Annotated in this window: 17 protein-coding genes; 13 read left to right on the top strand and 4 right to left on the bottom strand. The window is 60.8% G+C overall.

The features are described 5' to 3' along the window. The first annotated feature begins 58 nt into the window (after positions 1 to 58). Complete coding sequence (locus AC1DXU_RS09640) at positions 59 to 2,548, top strand: sulfatase-like hydrolase/transferase (protein ID WP_477367472.1); 2,490 nt, start codon at positions 59 to 61, stop codon at positions 2,546 to 2,548. A gap of 320 nt (positions 2,549 to 2,868) precedes the next feature. Continuing rightward, complete coding sequence (locus AC1DXU_RS09635) at positions 2,869 to 3,444, top strand: DUF995 domain-containing protein (protein ID WP_477367469.1); 576 nt, start codon at positions 2,869 to 2,871, stop codon at positions 3,442 to 3,444. Positions 3,445 to 3,516: 72 nt separating this feature from the next. Here AC1DXU_RS09635 and galE read toward each other — a convergent pair whose 3' ends face one another. Together galE and AC1DXU_RS09625 are read right to left on the bottom strand one after the other, a co-directional pair. Then, positions 3,517 to 4,596: a UDP-glucose 4-epimerase GalE gene (galE, locus tag AC1DXU_RS09630; RefSeq protein WP_477367466.1), complete on the bottom strand. Its 1,080-nt coding sequence runs from the start codon at positions 4,594 to 4,596 to the stop codon at positions 3,517 to 3,519. Next, positions 4,597 to 5,634, bottom strand: a complete 1,038-nt coding sequence (locus AC1DXU_RS09625) for a UDP-glucuronic acid decarboxylase family protein (RefSeq protein ID WP_477367463.1) — start codon at positions 5,632 to 5,634, stop codon at positions 4,597 to 4,599. 1,228 nt (positions 5,635 to 6,862) lie between these two features. Between AC1DXU_RS09625 and AC1DXU_RS09620 the strand changes: the two genes are divergently transcribed. From AC1DXU_RS09620 to AC1DXU_RS09600, 5 genes are all read left to right on the top strand, one after another. After that, positions 6,863 to 7,483: a hypothetical protein gene (locus tag AC1DXU_RS09620; protein WP_477367460.1), complete on the top strand. Its 621-nt coding sequence runs from the start codon at positions 6,863 to 6,865 to the stop codon at positions 7,481 to 7,483. Continuing rightward, on the top strand, positions 7,480 to 8,328 hold the full coding sequence (locus AC1DXU_RS09615; protein WP_477367457.1) for a 23S rRNA (adenine(2030)-N(6))-methyltransferase RlmJ: 849 nt from the start codon (positions 7,480 to 7,482) through the stop codon (positions 8,326 to 8,328). The genes AC1DXU_RS09620 and AC1DXU_RS09615 overlap by 4 nt, the downstream gene beginning before the upstream one ends. Positions 8,329 to 8,566: 238 nt before the next feature. Further along, positions 8,567 to 8,824 (top strand): DUF1127 domain-containing protein, encoded by a 258-nt coding sequence (locus AC1DXU_RS09610; RefSeq protein ID WP_477367454.1) that lies wholly within the window; start codon positions 8,567 to 8,569, stop codon positions 8,822 to 8,824. Between the two features lie 29 nt (positions 8,825 to 8,853). Beyond that, a complete protein-coding gene (locus AC1DXU_RS09605) occupies positions 8,854 to 9,327 on the top strand; it encodes a MarR family transcriptional regulator (protein WP_477367451.1) in 474 nt (157 codons plus the stop codon). 233 nt (positions 9,328 to 9,560) lie between these two features. Beyond that, the gene (locus AC1DXU_RS09600) at positions 9,561 to 10,013 is read left to right on the top strand and encodes a hypothetical protein (protein WP_477367448.1); all 453 of its coding nucleotides are present in this window, start codon (positions 9,561 to 9,563) and stop codon (positions 10,011 to 10,013) included. A gap of 32 nt (positions 10,014 to 10,045) precedes the next feature. Here the strand turns inward: AC1DXU_RS09600 and AC1DXU_RS09595 are convergent, their stop codons facing one another. Further along, positions 10,046 to 10,357 carry a transcriptional regulator gene (locus AC1DXU_RS09595; RefSeq protein WP_477367445.1) on the bottom strand — a complete coding sequence of 104 codons (312 nt, stop codon included), beginning with the start codon at positions 10,355 to 10,357 and terminating at the stop codon, positions 10,046 to 10,048. Between the two features lie 539 nt (positions 10,358 to 10,896). Between AC1DXU_RS09595 and AC1DXU_RS09590 the strand changes: the two genes are divergently transcribed. The 4 genes from AC1DXU_RS09590 to AC1DXU_RS09575 all read left to right on the top strand — a co-directional run bounded on the left by AC1DXU_RS09590 (position 10,897) and on the right by AC1DXU_RS09575 (position 13,228). Next, on the top strand, positions 10,897 to 11,319 hold the full coding sequence (locus AC1DXU_RS09590; RefSeq protein WP_477319397.1) for a hypothetical protein: 423 nt from the start codon (positions 10,897 to 10,899) through the stop codon (positions 11,317 to 11,319). A 317-nt stretch (positions 11,320 to 11,636) separates the two neighbouring features. Further along, positions 11,637 to 12,233: a glutathione S-transferase family protein gene (locus AC1DXU_RS09585; protein WP_477367442.1), complete on the top strand. Its 597-nt coding sequence runs from the start codon at positions 11,637 to 11,639 to the stop codon at positions 12,231 to 12,233. A gap of 154 nt (positions 12,234 to 12,387) precedes the next feature. Then, a complete protein-coding gene (locus AC1DXU_RS09580; RefSeq protein ID WP_477367439.1) occupies positions 12,388 to 12,729 on the top strand; it encodes a TfoX/Sxy family protein in 342 nt (113 codons plus the stop codon). A gap of 76 nt (positions 12,730 to 12,805) precedes the next feature. Continuing rightward, positions 12,806 to 13,228 carry a GFA family protein gene (locus AC1DXU_RS09575; protein ID WP_477367437.1) on the top strand — a complete coding sequence of 141 codons (423 nt, stop codon included), beginning with the start codon at positions 12,806 to 12,808 and terminating at the stop codon, positions 13,226 to 13,228. A 94-nt stretch (positions 13,229 to 13,322) separates the two neighbouring features. On the opposite strand, the gene AC1DXU_RS09570 is transcribed toward AC1DXU_RS09575, so the two are convergent. Beyond that, positions 13,323 to 13,982 carry an outer membrane protein gene (locus AC1DXU_RS09570; RefSeq protein WP_477319390.1) on the bottom strand — a complete coding sequence of 220 codons (660 nt, stop codon included), beginning with the start codon at positions 13,980 to 13,982 and terminating at the stop codon, positions 13,323 to 13,325. 412 nt (positions 13,983 to 14,394) lie between these two features. Between AC1DXU_RS09570 and AC1DXU_RS09565 the strand changes: the two genes are divergently transcribed. Next, a complete protein-coding gene (locus AC1DXU_RS09565; RefSeq protein ID WP_477319388.1) occupies positions 14,395 to 15,159 on the top strand; it encodes an SDR family oxidoreductase in 765 nt (254 codons plus the stop codon). Further along, entirely contained in the window at positions 15,156 to 17,222 is a 2,067-nt protein-coding gene (gene uvrC, locus AC1DXU_RS09560; RefSeq protein ID WP_477367434.1) for an excinuclease ABC subunit UvrC, read from the top strand. Before AC1DXU_RS09565 ends, uvrC begins: the two co-directional genes overlap by 4 nt. Positions 17,223 to 17,338 lie beyond the last annotated feature (116 nt).

The raw sequence follows: 17,338 nt of genomic DNA, 5'->3' as shown, positions 1-17,338 counted from the left end.
GTTTGAAGACTATCGGCTGTGGTTGGGGCCGAAGCGCAAACTGGCGGCAGGTAGTTGTATGAACATCGGCGGCAGTATGGGGTCGGCTGGCCGACCTGAGGGCGGCCTGACGGAATCGAAGACGAGTATCGCTTTGTCGCAGGACATGCGCTTCGGCCGCATGAGCCTGCGGATCATTTGCACGGGACTGTTGTCATGGCTGCTTCTGGGTGTCTACCGCAGCGCTATCGTTGATCCGCAGACGACGTTTCCAGGCATTTTGAGGGCCATCCCCAAGGGATTGGCATCAAGCTACTACGACCTGATTGTCGTTGCGTTCCTGACCGTGATGGCTCTGATGCTGCTGTTCCTGGCAAAGGCCAACCGCATCGGTTCCGCCATCGTCGTCTTCCTTTTCCATCTCACCATCCTGATTTCGCTGGCCTGGGGATTTGCCAACATCAATCTCGTCAAGATGCTGGGCGAACCGTTCACGTTCCAGTGGCTGGTCTATGGCGATTTCCTGCAGAATGCCGATGCCAGGAATGCGATGGGCGACGCGCTCAACATCCGGGACTTCGCGACCCTTTCCGGGTCTGTCATTCTGGTGTTCATCCTTGGCCATGCCGCGGCCAGTCTGTGCCGGCGGCTGAGCGCCACTGGTTACAGGGCGTTGCTGGGCGTGCTCGTTCTGGGTGTCGGCGCGGCGTTCGTCGGTACCGGATACCACGTGCGTGCGGAGGCGCTGCCGGCGGCCAAGATCGACAATCCGATCCTGTATTTTGTTGAATCGGCCTTGCTCAGCCCGACGCCGGTCGTGCTGACCATGAATGCCAGCACCAATGACCCGGATGTCGCGAGCGTCGGCGAGCGTCCGCCGGAAACGTCGAGCTTCAAGGCGCCGACGCCAAACCCGATCAAGAACGTGCTGGTTTTCATGATGGAGTCGGTGCCATCCAAATACATCGAGACGTTTGGCGGCAAGTATCCGATCACACCAAACATCAAGCGCTATGCAAGCGATTCCATACGATTCGACAACATATACGCGCACGCTCCTTCCACGCATTACTCGGTATTTTCTCTGCTCACATCGATGTATAACGACATTTCATACTATGGCATGACCACCAGGTATCCATATCTGCCTCTGGACTCGATCTCGAACACCCTGTCGAAGGACAATTTCCGCACAGGGTTTTTCTGGAGCGCGGATTCGCGATTTCAGCGGGTCGACGAGTTTCTGCTCAACAAGGGACTGGATGTGATCCAGGACTACCGGGGCCAGAAATGTGGCACCCCGACTTTCAAGCTCAGCTCCGAGCAGTGGAAGAACATGGACTACAACAGCGATCTTTGCACGGCGCAGTCGATCATCGACTGGATGGACAAGGACGCGGAAAAACCCTTCTTCGGCATCATGTTCACGGCGATGACCCACTATCCCTACATCACCGACAGCCCGATGTTTTCGAAGATGGCGCCTTCCTCCGATGGCAACACGCTGGTCCACTACTCGGATGACCAGAAATTCAATGCCTATCTCAACGCGCTGAAGGTCGGCGATGCGGCGCTTGGCGAGATCCTGGAATCGCTCAAGCAGTCCGGCAAGCTCGATTCGACGCTCGTGGTCATATTGGGCGATCATGGCGAGGCGTTCGGGGAGCATGGCGACTACATCCATGCCAGCGCGATCTACGAGGAAAACATCCACATCCCGCTCATCATGATCAACAAGCATCTCTTTCATGACGAGGTGGCGCACCCGGTCGGCGGCATTATCGATATCGCCCCGACGATTTTCGACATACTCGGGCTTCCGCTGCCGAAGCAATGGCAGGGGCGCAGCCTGTTCAGCGAACAACGGCCAAACAAGACCTTCTTCTTCAATCCCTGGGCCGGTTTCCTGTTCGGCTATCGCGAGAACGATCGAAAAATCATCTTCAACGCTACCACCGGCAAGGTCGAGGAATATGACCTCAAGGCCGATTCCGGTGAACGAACCAACCTCTTCAAGGTCGATGCCGGCGACCGAGACGCGCTGCTGCAGCCCATCGCCGGATGGGTGCAATCGCAGAGACAGCGCGTGGCAGACCTGGTGGCCGCCGCAGCGAAAGACACAGGACGCTGCACCCTCACCAGTCTGGAGGTCGACGCTGCCGGCATTAATCTTCAGGGCGCGCCTCGGTTCGACGTCCTGGTCGACGGAAAGACCGTCGCCGAGATCGACGTCCCGGGCAAGGAAAGCGCCGCATCGACGCCCGAAGCCGCCGTGGCGGAGCTTATGCAGGCGTCGACCGAAGCCCAGCCGTTCCACATCGATCTCAGCAGCGTGCCGAATCCGAAGACGATCGAGCTTCGCTATGTCAACGACCTGTGGGGCGGAGAGGGCAAGCCAGGTGATCGCAACCTGTTCATCAAGAGCGTCAAGGTCAACGGTCAGCTGGTGCCAAACGCCAGGCTGCGTGTCGACGAGCAGTCTCATGGCTACACCGACGACAATGGGACCGCCATGTACAGCAACGGCTCGCTATGGGTTAGCGGCCCCTTCGTCGAGGGATGTGTGTGAGCGCCGCGTGCCTGGGCGGGTCGCTTCATTTCCCCATTTCCAGCGGCACGGCATTGGACCCCACCGACGGTGCGTCGAGCACATCGTCGTCCCTGATTTACAGCCCGGATTTACAGCTGGTGAGCGTCGCGACAGACACTGTCGGCTCTCTGGTTGACATCTTCGCGCGGCAGTCAATAGCATGTGAAATACTGACGGCTGTGGTGTGGCGCCAATCCCGAACACTTGTCAGCGCAGGACGGACCGGGCCCGTTCTTGCGGTATGCTTGGCTGGTCGACGCCCGCTTGGGAAAACGAACATCGAAATGCGATCGCTCAGCATGACGACCCGGACCGGATTGCCATCTGAATCAGCGAGCCGGGCGAGGCGCCATCGATTTGCCAGGCCTGTCTCGCTTGCGCCCCTCCTGGCCATTTGGTGCCAGATGGCGCTTTGCGGAGCCGCGCACGCAGCTGCCGCCAAAGACAGCGCACCTGCGGATGCCGTTACCGTCCCGACGGCTTTCGAGCTTCAGCTTCTTTATGCCGACCGCACATGGATATGGAATGACGGAGCGGCCTATTTCGGACAGAAGGATCGACCGGTCCGGGCCTGGACCTCCGTACAGGAGACGGCTTCGGTCGGCGAAGGCAGATGGCATCTGACCAACGATGGCAAGATGTGCATGGATCTCGTCTGGCGGTCCAAGACCTACGCCGCAGCGCCGATTCGCACCTGCTTCAGCCACCGCATCCAGGGTGGGATACTCGAGCAGCGCAAGGATCCGGACGGCGCCTGGTACAGTTTCAGGCACGCCGCGGAAGACCCTTCCGACGAGCAACGCAAATTCGAGGCAGGCGATACGAAGGGCGTGGAGTTCGAAAGGATCCGTAGCCTGATCGATTCCAAAAATTGATGCAAAGGCTCGCTGAGAAGCCCCACCCACCTCAGCGAGCCCACGTCCCCGGCACACTACAAACAGGGACGACTACCAGCCTTGCGAGCTGGTATTGCTTTCCGATGCATTTGACATGCCTGGCGCAGTTGGCCGGCGGCGCGTCGCCGTCGGCATCGGCATTGTGGACGCGGTGGTCGCCAATCCGAAGAATGGGGCGGCTGTCCTGACGATCGTATCGATGTCGGAAAATTCCGGTGCAAAGCCGAGATGTTTGAGTGCATTGGCCGGGTCGGCGTAGAGTTCTGCCGGGTCTCCCGGGCGCCGGGGCCTGAAGACGGCCGGGACTGATTTTGATGTCACCCGGGTGACCGCCTGGAGAATCTCCTTGATGGACACCCCACGGCCGGTGCCGAGATTGATCGCCAGGTTTTCGCCATCCAACTCCAGATGCATGAGCGCCCTCAGATGCGCGCTCGCCAGATCGCTGACATGGATGTAGTCGCGCACGCAGGTTCCATCAGACGTGTCATAGTCCGTGCCGAAAACCTCGATCTCGTCGATCATGCCGGACGCGGCCATGAGCACGCGCGGGATCAGGTGCGTTTCAGGCGAGTGCCACTCACCGAGCTCGCCGTCGGGATCGGCGCCACAGGCGTTGAAATAGCGCAGGATCGCATATTTCATTCCGTAGGCGCAGGCATAGTCCCTGATCATCTGCTCGCCCATCAGCTTGGTCCGCCCATAGGGGCTGATGGGATTTTGCGCCGAGGTCTCGCGAATGGGCAGTGTTTCGGGCACACCGTATGTCGCGCAGCTGCTGGAAAAGATGATGTTTTCGATCGAGCTCGCGCGCGCCGCGTCAAGCACCGCGATGGTACCCGACACATTGGTCGAATAGTATTCCGCGGGCTCATGAACAGACTCGCCGACATAGGCCAGCGCCGCAAAGTGGATTATCGCTTTCGGCTGATGCGTCCTGATCGCCTGCTGCAGCGCCTTCCGGTCCCGGATGTCGCCGACGACAAGCGGCCCCCAGGCAACGGATTTCTCGTTGCCGCGGCTCAGATTGTCGAAAACGACGGGCAGGTAGCCGGCAGCCGACAACAGCTTGCAGGTGTGGCTGCCAATGTAACCGGCCCCACCCGTCACCAGGATTGCCGGGCGGTTCATTTACATCGCAGCCTCTTTGACGGGCCGGCGCGCGTAGAGCAGGGCGTCAAAATACGCCGTAGTATGCGCGAGCCCCTCGCTCAGGCTGATTTTTGGCTCCCAACCGAGATTGTCCCTGGCAAAGGAGATGTCCGGCTTGCGCTGTTTGGGATCGTCCACGGGCAGCGGCCGATGCACGATCTTCGACCGCGAGTTGGTGTATTCGATCACCAGTGTCGCCAGCTCCAGAATGGTGAATTCGGCAGGGTTGCCGAGATTGACCGGGTGCTGCGGTGCGCTTGGTGCATTCATCAGCCGGATGAAGCCTTCGATCAGGTCGTCCGCGTAGCAGAATGAACGTGTCTGCTGGCCGCTGCCGTAGACGGTCAGGTCGTCACCGTGCAAAGCCTGGACGATGAAGTTCGACACGACGCGGCCGTCGTCCGGCTGCATGCGGCGGCCATAGGTGTTGAAAATCCGAGCGACGCGGATATCGAGGCCGAACATTCGCGAATAGTCGAAGAACAGCGTCTCGGCCGAACGCTTGCCCTCGTCATAGCAGGATCGCGGACCATGCGGGTTGACGTTGCCGAAGTAGCCCTCCGGCTGCGGATGCACCAGGGGGTCGCCATAGACCTCGGACGTCGAAGCCTGAAATATCTTGGCATTGTTCCGCCGCGCGAGTTCCAGCAGGTTCAGCGAGCCAAGCACGCTTGTCTTGAACGTATGGATCGGATCTGCCTGGTAATGCGGCGGGGAGGCCGGGCAGGCGAGATTGTAGATTTCATCGACCTGAAGATCCAAAGGCAGTGCATCGACAATGTCGTGCTCGATGCAGCTAAATCGCGGATCACGCAGGAGGGCATTGAGATTGTATCTTTTGCCGGTGTGGAAATTGTCCAGCGCGACAACCTCGTATCCATCCAACAAGAGACGTTCGCACAGATGCGAACCCAGAAATCCTGCCCCGCCGGCAACAAGGGCGCGGCCCCGATTGATGTTGCCGCGCCTTCGGCTGTTCCTAGACTCGAGTTTTAGAACGTTGACATTTCTACCCATATGCCCACCCCTTCGCCCTTACGCACTGCGCACGCTCCGCCCAGACCGGGCCATAGCGTTGCCCGGCCACGTCCTTGCGGACGTCACCAACCTTCCGCCTCTGCGGAATCGTCACTCCTGATGTCTGTTGATTGCTTTCTGAGTTCGCTGCGCGACGCTATGCGGCTATTGGCTGCCGTTCAGCATTCGATACGCCCCGAAATCACGGTTACGCGTCTGGTACCGCCATCGCCCATTGCTCGCCCAAATTGCACATCCCAACGCATCAAAAATATACCTGTGGAGAGCATAGTCAACTAAATTAGCGAATCCTTAACCGTAATCGTTTGGGAGTGGTTAATCATGAGGTCGGTAGCGTCTGCCGCCGCCGCTCGAGCATTAAACGCACAATTGGCAATATGCCAGTAGAAAATAAGAATATGTATGGGGTTTTTCGATGGCCGTGACCGAAGATACGACGAAGTATTTTCGAATTCGGAGCGGAACGAGTCAGCCAAAGGCCTATACCGACCTTGTATGTCACATCATATATTTGAGGTTGTTCCGATTTGTAAAATATCAAAATATCCTAGCGCCGCGTTTCGTCCATAAATTCTTGGAAAACGATGCGATCGGCGCCCGAGGCGGCTCGAGGTAAAAATGTTCGCAGCATTCCCAATGTAGGGGTTTAGATTCGCCCCGCCGATTGGAGCAGGCGCGTTCGTGCTCTTTATTGCCTGACATATATTCAGGTTGTCCATGTAAGATTCTAAGATAATATGCGGATTTAACAGTACGGATTCGTCATTGGCAGGGGTTATGTGGTTAATTGCAGTTAAGATAGAAATAATTACTGGCATTCTATGCATGAATGTCCGTATCGAAGAAATTTCGGATCGAAATATGTGCCATCATTCTTCTTGTAGACTTTGGGGCTTAAATTTACCTCGGGCACAATATGCCTCTCGACAATCAAAATCGCGGAACGGTCCCGGCTCCCATCCATTTATGTAGATGTTTTTAATTTAGCGATGGCTTTTGAGCGCATAGGTAGAAATTCATGATCGTTGTGACGCAGCCGTGGCGCCGAAGCAGTCGGGCGGCGGGCAACTCGATTTGGCGGAATCCGCGCAAACATCGATCTGGCGATTATCTTTGTTTTGGAAAGACGAGGCCTGCCGAGCAGGCCATCGCCTTTTGATCCTTAGAGCGCTATTGGCAAGCTGGTCGAACACTCGGGTGATCCTCAATGCGCTTTCTGTTTGTCCTGATCCTGCTTGCCGGCGCCGGCATCGGCATCGTCTATCCCTGGGCGATGAGCAATTTCTCCGGCCATGAGATCGGCACCTGGCGGGTTTACGAGCAGGGCCGCTTCAAGCCGGTGACGGTGCCGCTGGGCGCGCGCGACGCGCCGGTGCGCGTGCTGGTCGATCTCACCGCAAAAGCCGAGCGCATTGTGTCGCAGCAGCGCACCGTGCTGACGCTGACCGCCGCGACAGGTGGCAAGACGGTGCTGGCCTCGACGTTGCAGTTCAACCATGCCGACAATCCGCGCCAGGCGAGCCCGCAATTGCCCGACAAGATTTTTCGCGACGAGGCCGGCGTGATCGCTCCCGTCAGCCCTGGCCCGTATCTTTTCACCGTCGGCCCGGGCGATGCCGACGGCATCGAGATGCGGGCGGTGGATCTCGTGCTGCGCTCGGGCGCCGGCGCGATCGACAACAGAGCCCGGCCGGTCGGTTTTTCGCTGATGGCTGCCGGCCTGATCGGGCTGCTGCTGGCCAGGCGCTTTCGTGGTGGCGGTAGCGGCCGGCCGGAAAATCCGAATTCGCAGCCGCCACCGCCGCGCTGGGGCAGGGGCGCCAATTGAATTACCGCCACGCCTATCACGCCGGAAATTTTGCCGATGTCGTCAAGCATGTCGTGCTGGTGCGGCTGCTCGACTATCTCAAGCAGAAGGACAAGGCGTTTCGCGTCATCGACACCCATGCCGGCATCGGCCGCTACGATTTGTCGTCGGTCGAAGCGCAGAAGACCGGCGAGTGGCAGGGTGGCATCGGAAGACTGATCGATGCCGCGGCCGGCGGCCCGGCAGCGGCCCTGCTGGCGCCTTATCTCGATGCGGTGCGTTCGCTCAATCCCGAGGGCGGCGTCGAGAAATATCCCGGCTCGCCGCTGATCGCGCGCCACCTCATGCGCAAGCAGGACCGGCTGTCGGCGATCGAGCTGCACCCCAAGGACGTCGCCAGGCTGAAGACGCTGTTCGCCGGCGATTTCCAGACCCGCGTGATCGAGCTCGACGGCTGGCTGGCGCTCGGCGCGCATCTGCCGCCAAAGGAAAAGCGCGGCCTTGTGCTCATCGATCCACCGTTCGAGGAGGAGGGCGAGTTCGAGCGCCTCGTCGACGGGCTGCATAGAGCGCACAAGCGCTGGCCGGGCGGCATCTATGCGCTGTGGTATCCGATCAAGGACCGCAAGGCGGTCATCGCCTTCAGGAAGGCGCTGAAGCAATCCGGCATCCCGAAGCTGCTCGACATCGAATTCGAGATCAGGCCGGCGTCGCGAGAGCCCAGCCTCGACGGCAGCGGCATGCTGGTGGTCAACCCGCCATTCACACTGGAAGGCGAACTGCGAACCGTGCTGCCGGCCTTGCACAAATTGCTTGTCGTGGAAAAGCCGGCGCATTGGTCGCTGGAGTGGCTGGCCGGCGAGTAGCCGCTCGACCGCTGGTGCTCATGTGCTGACCGCTTTCACAGCTGGCGAGCCCGCGGCAGCGAAGCAAAGTCGCTAAAGAATTTGACAGCCGGGTGCCCTTCGCAAGTGCTCCTCTGTGTCCATCGAACCGAACGCCACGGAGATGGACAGCATGACCGAGAAAATTTTTGCGGCCTGCGATTGCAAACTGGATGCCGACGCACCGGTTTCGGCAACCAGCCTTGGTGAGGGCTGACCGATGCGCGCGGATCATGTCGCGACGGCGCAATGCCGGGCGGCGGCTCGTCCCTCAAACCTGCTGACAATCTGGAAATTCTTCTCGGCGCCAGCCATAGCGGTGGCGAGCTGGATCAACCGTCAGATGGTGAGGCGCAGAAGCCGGCTCGCCTTGCTCGAAATGACCGACGAACAGCTCAAGGACATAGGCCTGTCGCGTAGCGATGCCTATTCAACGGCGTTGACGATCATTCCAAAATCAGATAGGCAAATATTCTGATAATAAGATTTTCGAACTAAATGCCAAGAATGAGCAAAAGCGAACTGGTCAATGCGATAGGGTTCGCGATTTCGCGTTGGCAGGATGCCGTTGAGACGTTCGATGGGACGGTCGCGGAAATCTATATGCTGAGCGCTGCCGAGCACCGCTGTCTCGGCGCGATCAGTCGCGGCCCGCAGCCTGCAAGCGCGATCGCCAGGGAAACAAACCTTACGCCGGCGGCGGTCACGTCCCTGATCGACCGGCTGGAAAAGCGTGGCTTCGTTCGTCGCCAGCCGGACCCTGACGACCGGCGCAAGGTGATGGTAGCCGCGGGCAAGAAGACTGAAGAGCTGGTCAAGCGGGCGTACCACCCGATCTTCGAGGCGGGGGCCGCCCTGCTGGCAAGGTACTCGGCGGCCGAGATGCAGCTGCTGCTCGGCTTCATCGAAGAGGTTTGCGTGATGCAGTCGTCGCAGACCGAAATCCTGCGCCGCAAAAACAAGGCCAGTGCCTTGAAGTGACGGCAGGCGCGAAAAAGCCCGCTTTCCTGAGGGGTCGGGAAGGCGGGCTCTTTAACGACCCAAGTCTTTGGGGTCTCGGATCTGGATATCAACGCGCCAATGCGCTTCCGGTTCCATGCCTCAGGCCGGATTTACCAAAAGCAATTGCGAACTGGAAACCATCGTCAGTGCAACCGCTTGACCGCGGGTGAGCGAATCCGCACAGTGCGCGCAATCGACCATAAGAGGCTGCCATGACTCGCTTCGCCAAATCCTGTCTTGTCGCACTGATCGCCTTTTGCACGCCGCTCGGTACCTCGCTTGGCCTCACCCAGGCGGTGCAGGCGGCTGACCTTGGTGTCTATTCCGACGATGATGGCAGTGTCTGCGGCCAGGCCTGGGTGCTGAACAAGATCACCAACCGCTTCTCCTATCAGGTGCATCACGTGCCGCATCTGCCCGATGTCGCGATCACCGATTTCCGCCGCATCCACCAGCATCGTTATCTGCCGGCCAACGACACCTGGCCGATCGGCCGCCGCTATTGCGGCGCCACCGTCAGCCTCTCCGACGGTCGCGCTCGCACCATCTGGTACCTGATCGAGGAAGGCCAGGGCTTTGCCTCGATCGGCGACAATGTCGAATTCTGCGTTTCCGGATTCGATCGCTGGATGGTCTATAACGGCCGCTGCCGCGTCCTGCGCTAGAAACGCCAGCCAGGCTCTAATCGATCGCCGCGCTATTTTCGGCGCTGCGCCGGCTCGACCTGATCGACTATCTTGCGAAGAAAGGCGACGTGACCGCGGAAGGCGCGCCGTCCGCTCGTTGTCGCCTTGATGCGGGTCTGCGGCCGGCGTCCGACAAACAGCTTTTCGACATCGACATAACCGGCCCTGGCGAGCGTATCGAGATGGGCTCCGAGATTGCCGTCGGTGGCATCGACAATGGCCTTCAGCCGGGTGAATTCCAGCGCATCCCTTCGGTCGAGGCTGTTCAGTGTCGCCATGATCCTGAGCCGCGTGCTTTGGTGGATGATCTCGTCCGCGCTCATCGGCGGGCTCGCGCGAAGGCGGCTGCCGCGGCACGGTTCTGGAGGACTGGAACGGCGCAGCCCGCATCGCGTGCCCGCGGTGTCCGGCTTTTGGCGGCTGGCGCCACTTGCTCCCGAGTCATCGACATTGACACCCTTTGCATCTTGCGCAGATGACTCTGCATAGCAGAGTTATCTGCCTTTGTCGCGATCGACTTCTTTCCAAAGATCAAACCTGCACTCCCGGATGCATTGCGAGCGCATTCATGCGGGCGCATCTTGCGGGCAGATTCAAAATGGATTTCGCTGCCGCAGAAATTCTGCACATCACGAGCAGAGAGCGCGCGATAGAGGGCGTTGAATTGCAGCGCAAAGCTCGCGCTCGAGGGCGCAAGATTGGCGGTGGGTCTTTGAGCGGATCGCGATCTTTGCTTCCAGTTAATCTCTAAAATCTAAACTGCAAAAACAGTGCATTGCTTCGCTGGCTAGCAAGCCGCGAGTCAGATATGCATTGCGCGCCGGGTCATTAACGGCCATCGGCACAACTAAAGGGGCATCGCATGGCTAAGCAGTTATCCAAAGCGCCGGCGTCCAAGGCACCGGCAAAGAAAGCACCCGCAAAAGCAGTGGCGGCCAAGGCTGCGACTGCAGTGAAGAAAGCAGCACCCGCTGCCAAGCCGAAGGCCGCGGCGGCCAAGGCAAAAGCAGCACCGGCCAAGAAGCCGGCTGCAAAGGCTGCGGCGAAACCCGCAGTGAAGAAGGCAGCGCCTGCCAAGAAACCGGCTGCCAAGGCGGCACCCGCCAAGAAGCCGGCTGCAAAGGCTGCGGCGAAACCAGCCGCGAAGAAAGCAGCACCTGCCAAGAAGCCGGCTGCGAAGGCTGCACCGGCAATGAAGGCAGCGGCAGCGAAGTCTTCGGCGCCGGTGAAGAAAGCAGCACCTGCGGCCAAGAAGGCAGCGCCAGCGAAGGCCGGCAAGAAGTAACGTTTCCTCCCTCGCCGGGGGACGGTGCCAGGACAGGTGAGGGCGGGTGCCGGACGGGCGCTCCGCTCGCTCAGTGGCTTGGTATTCGGAAGGCGAGAACAGAGGCGGACGGAGGATATCTTTTCGCAGCTCCCAGGACTTCGCCGTCAGGCGAAGTCCGGTGGGGTTTTTTTGTTTTCAAGGATTTGAAATTATTCTCTCGCTGCGGGCCGGCATCACCGTCGCCGCTTCTGGCGGCTGGGTTTTTCGCTTCTGGCCATTGCTCGGCTGTGCTTGATCGGTCAACACTGGCGCACCGGCAAACAGGAAACCCGACCATGCCCAAGCTGCTCTACGCGTCATCCTCTCCCTACAGTTCCAAGGTGCGCATGGCGGCAGCCTATGCCGGCATCGCCATCGATCTGGTGCCGCTGAGGACCGAGGACAAGCCAGCCGAATTGATGGCCGCCAATCCGCTTGGCAAAATCCCGGTGCTGGTGCTCGACGACGGCCGCTCGATCCACGACAGCCGTGCCATCACCCAGCATCTCAACCGTGTGTCGAAGGGCGCGCTGTTTCCGCGCAATGCCGACAAGCGCCTCGAGGCGGAGGTGCTGGAGGCGCTGGCCGATGGCATCTGCGACTGCGCGCTGTCGATGGTCTATGAACGGCGTGTGCGGCCGGAAGACATGGTCTACCAGCCGTGGCTGGACAAGCAGTGGTCGAAGATCACCGCGGCACTTGATCTGCTCAACGCCAATCCGCCGAAACTGCCGAAGAAGATCACCGCCGGCCAGATGGCGCTGCGCGCCTGCCTTGGCTATCTGTCGCTACGCTTTGCCGGAAAATGGGAAAAGGGCCGCGGCCGGCTGACGCGCTGGGCGGCGCGCTTCGACGAGAAGTTTCCGGAGCTGAAGCCGGCGGTACCAGCGTAGTCACTCCTCCTTCTCGAGCAAGGGGAGAAGGGGCTGCCGCTGGCTACACCCTCACTTCCTTGTTGAACCTCCGCCTGCTTCCGTGCTTGCCTGACGCTACGCAAATCGCGCACAGGTGGCGAAGATGCAGAAATCAGCCAGCACAGCAGACCCCATGATCGAGCGCCTGCGTGCCGCACTTGGTCAGCGCGCCTTCACCGAACAGAGGATGTTCGGCGGTACCTGCTTCATGCTGAACGGCAACATGCTGATCGGCACCTCGAAGCGCGGACTGCTGGTGCGTGTCGGCAAGGCAGCGCATGAGACGGCCGCCGCGCGTCCGCACGCACGTCCGATGGAGATGGGCGGGCGGGCAATGGAAGGCTATGTCCATATCGCGCCGGAAGGCACGGCGACCGACGCCGATCTCGCCGGCTGGCTTGATCTCGCGCTGGCCTTCGTCAAGACGCTGCCGCCGAAATCGAAACCCACCAAGGTCGCAAAGCGACAAGCCTGAGCCGATCGCGCTGGCTATCCTGCGCCGGTCGGTTGTTGCAGCCCGGCTCCGGGGCGCAGCCGGCAAGGAGGTAGCAATGGCATTTCTAGTAGGGCATTGCATGTGTCGGGCAGTCGCCTGGACATATTCCGGGCAAGTCACACGCAACCTGGTCTGTCACTGCACCGATTGCCAGCGCGCCACGTCCGCTCCCTTCACGGCCTTCCTGGGGCTGAGGCCGGAGCAGCTGAGCTGGACCGGCGACATTGTGCATTACGAGAGCAGCCCCAACACATTTCGCGGGTTCTGCCCGTCCTGCGGCTCAAGGCTCTATTTCCGCTCAGACAGATGGCCCACCGAGGTTCATGTTCACGCTGCCACGATGACCGATCCGGGTGACTACCGGCCGGGCGCGCAGGTCGTCATGCGCTCGCGGGCGAAGTGGCTCGACCAGCTGCCGTCGATCCCCACCCATGACGGTTTCCAGCAACAGCCGTCGGGTCACCCACACAGCTTGTGATCCGGATGAGTTGGTGACAGCTCCCATTCCGGGAAACCGCCCATAAAAAAGCCGGGCACGAGGCCCGGCTTTTTCGTGTCGTGGCTTGAACGACTTAGAACTTCATACCGACGCCGAAGGTGACGCGGTTGTCGGTGGCCTTGACGTTACCGATGCCGCCGCCGAAGTCCTTGTCGCCATAGTCAGTGTAGCGATACTCGACACGGCCGAACACATTGTCGGTGATCTTGATGTCGGTGCCGACACCGGCGGTCCAGCCAAGCATGGTAGCGCTATCGCTGGTGCCAAGCACCGTATCTTCTACCTTCAGGCTCCTGCCGGCGAGACCGCCGGTACCATAGAGCAGGATTTCCGGGGTCACGGCGTAGCCGAGGCGGGCACGCAGCGAACCATCGAAGCCGGCCTTGGAATTCACACCGGCTTCATCGCCTTTGACGCCGTTGTAGCCGAGTTCGGCTTCAGCGCCGTAGACGAAGTTCTCCTGCTGCCACTGGTAGCCGCCGAAGACACTGCCGACGAAACCCTTGGTGCCGACGTCCACGTCGAAATCCCTTTCCTTGGTATGGCCGCTAAAGCCATAGCCAACGTTGAGACCGGCATAGGGACCAGCCCAGGACGCGACGGGGAGCTCGGCGATCGGGGCGGGTGCCGGCGGCTCTTCCGAGACGACGTCCGCGGCGTAGGCAGTTCCACTGAGGGCGAAGAGCCCGAGCGCCACCGCAAGAGGTCGCGCAAATTTAAGATTGGCTTGCATTGTTCTTTACTCCTTAAGCCACAGGACACAGGCTTGTTTGTCATGAGCGCCATCGACCCATCCGGGGGGTGAAACGGATCTGGCGTTCAACAGTTCCAAATGTCGTGTCAAAATGCGGCTGAAGCGAACCTGAACTTGGGTCATTCCCCGGCGCGAATGAGGCTGAACCTTGACGTTGCATCTTCGCAACAGCGAGATGTCAGCAAGCTTGTCATGCTGCGCTGCACACGGCTTGGTGCAAGGAGTCCAGCGCCCTATATTGCGGTTCGGCCCACCCCGAGTCTTGGCAGGCTCGGAGAGCCGATAGGGCCGTTCGCCACAATCCCGCCCCAGGTGGAAACGGCATTTAACCCCCTGGCGGGCCATATTTGCCGGCAGACCGGAATCGAGGCCGCAATTTGAGGATTGACAGATGAATGAAGCGGCCGGGACCGCACTGGTAACGGGCGGCGCCAAGCGGATCGGCAAGGCGATCGTCGAAGATCTTGCCGCGCATGGTTTTGCCGTCGCCATCCACGCCAACAATTCGCTGGCCGAGGCGGAAGCGCTGGCTGCCCTGATCAGGGATGCCGGTGGCCGCGCCGCGGCACTTGCGGCCGACCTCACCGACATGGACGCCGTCGGCGATCTGGTCGGCCGCGCCGAGGCAGCGCTCGGCCCCGTGACGCTTCTGGTCAACAACGCCTCGCTGTTCGTCGACGACAGTGTCCAGGATTTCGACTGGCAGGCCTGGGATCGCCACTTCGCCGTCCATATCAAGGCACCGGCGCTGCTGGCGCAGGCCTTCGCCCGCGCCCTGCCGGAGGGGAAGGAGGGGCTGATCGTCAACATCATCGACCAGCGTGTCTGGCGGCCAACCCCGCGCTATTTCTCCTACGCGCTGTCGAAGTCGACGCTGTGGACGGCGACGCAGATGATGGCGCAGGCGCTGGGTCCGCGCATCCGCGTCAACGCCATTGGTCCCGGCCCGACCTTGAAGAACACCCGCCAGGACGACGACGATTTTGCCGCGCAGGTCGACGGCCTGATCCTGAAGCGTGCACCGGACCTGTCGGAATTCGGCGCCACCATCCGCTATTTCTGGGCGGCGCGCTCGGTTACCGGCCAGATGATTGCCCTCGATGGCGGCCAGCATCTTGCATGGCAGACGCCGGATGTGACAGGCATGACGGAATGAGTCCTGTAGAGCAGAAACACAAGACGCGCGGCGGCGCCGACGACCTGCCTCCCGAAATCGACATCGAGGACGAGGCGGTAGAAGAGATCGTCACGCCGGCCGGCCCGGACGTCGCCTTCACGGCCATCGACTGGACGCCGCATGCCGGTGACGCCGACGGCATGGTCGGCGCCGAGGTCATCCAGACGCTGGTCAAGCGGCTGCCCAACGCACCCGGCGTCTACCGTATGATGAACGCCGCCGGCGACGTGCTCTATGTCGGCAAGGCGCGCAGCCTGAAGAAGCGGGTGACCAGCTACGCGCAAGGCCGGTTCCACACCAGCCGCATCGGCCGCATGGTGCGCGAGACCTCGACGATGGAGTTCGTCGTTACCCGCACCGAGATCGAAGCGCTGCTGCTCGAAGCCAATCTTATCAAGCGCTTGCGGCCAAGATTCAATGTGCTGATGCGGGACGACAAGTCGTTCCCCTATATCCTGCTGACCGGCGATCATGTGTCGCCGGGCATTTACAAGCATCGCGGCGCGCGCTCGCGCAAAGGCGACTATTTCGGCCCCTTCGCCTCGGCCGGCGCCGTTGGCCGCACCATCAATTCGTTGCAGCGCGCCTTCCTCTTGAGGAGCTGCACCAACTCCTTCTACGAGAACCGTACTCGGCCGTGCCTGCTCTATCAGATCAAGCGCTGCGCCGGCCCATGCACCGGCGAGATCTCGCATACCGACTATGCCGAGCTGGTCGGCGAGGCCAAGGATTTTCTGTCGGGCCGCAGCCAGAAGGTGAAGACGGAAATCTCATCCGCCATGCAGCTGGCCTCGGAAAGCCTCGATTTCGAGCGCGCCGCCATCTATCGCGACCGGCTGGCGGCCCTCTCGCATGTGCAGAGCCACCAGGGCATCAACCCGGCGACCGTCGACGAGGCCGACGTCTTTGCCATCCACCAGGAAGGCGGCCAGGTCTGCATCCAGGTGTTCTTCTTCCGCACCGGCCAGAACTGGGGCAACCGCGCCTATTTCCCCAAGGCCGATCCGGCACTGGAGGCGGCGGAGGTGCTGGGCTCGTTCCTGGCCCAGTTCTATGACGACAAGCCGACGCCGCGCGCCATCCTGTTGTCGCATGGCGTAGAGGACCAGGAATTGCTCGCCGAGGCTCTCTCCACCCGCGCCGGCCGCAAGGTGGCGATCTCGGTGCCGCAGCGTGGCGAGAAGAAGGATTTGACCGACAACGCGCTGCAGAACGCCCGTGAGGCGCTCGGTCGCCGGTTGGCCGAAACCTCGACGCAAGGGCGGCTGCTCGCCGGTTTCGCCGAGACTTTCGGCCTGGCAAAGCCGCCGGTGCGCATCGAGGTCTACGACAACTCACACATCATGGGCACCAATGCGGTCGGCGCCATGGTTGTCGCCGGGCCGGAAGGTTTCGTGAAGAACCAGTACCGGAAATTCAACATCCGCTCGACCGAGATCACCCCGGGCGACGATTTCGGCATGATGCGCGAAGTGATGGAGCGGCGTTTTTCGCGACTGCTGAAGGAACATGGCGATGTCCCGGTGGGCGATGCGGCTGCGGAAGCCACGGCAGATGACATTGAAGACGACATTTCCGGCAGTTTCCCGGCCTGGCCCGACGTCATCCTGATCGATGGCGGCCAGGGCCAGATGTCGGCGGTGCGCAAAATCCTCGCCGATCTCGGCATCGAGGACCGCGTCGTGGCAATCGGCATCGCCAAGGGCCAGGACCGCGATGCCGGCCGCGAGCGCTTCTTCGTCAGGGGCAGGGACTCGTTCTCGCTGCCCGTGCGTGATCCGGTGCTGTATTTCGTCCAGCGGCTGCGCGACGAGGTCCACCGCTTTGCCATCGGCTCGCACCGTGCGCGGCGCAAAAAGGAGATGGTCAAGAGCCCGCTCGACGAGATCAGCGGCATCGGTCCCGGCCGCAAGCGCGCGCTGCTGATGCATTTCGGCACCGCCAAGGCGGTCAGCCGCGCCGCGATGGAGGATCTGATGGTGGTTGACGGCATTTCCGAGCAGGTGGCCAAACTGGTCTACAATCATTTTCACGAGAGTTGATGCATGTCGCTCAAAGTGTGAAGCGGTTTGGGACAACGACATGCATGAAAACAAGGATTGTCGGCTATTTTCGCTTGGTCCATCGACACTCGCCAGTTGACCCCCCACATTCGCTT

This window comes from Mesorhizobium sp. P3_A10, assembly GCF_056403175.1.
Note: the sequence above shows the minus strand (reverse complement) of the source record. Positions and strands in the feature narration are given on the sequence as shown.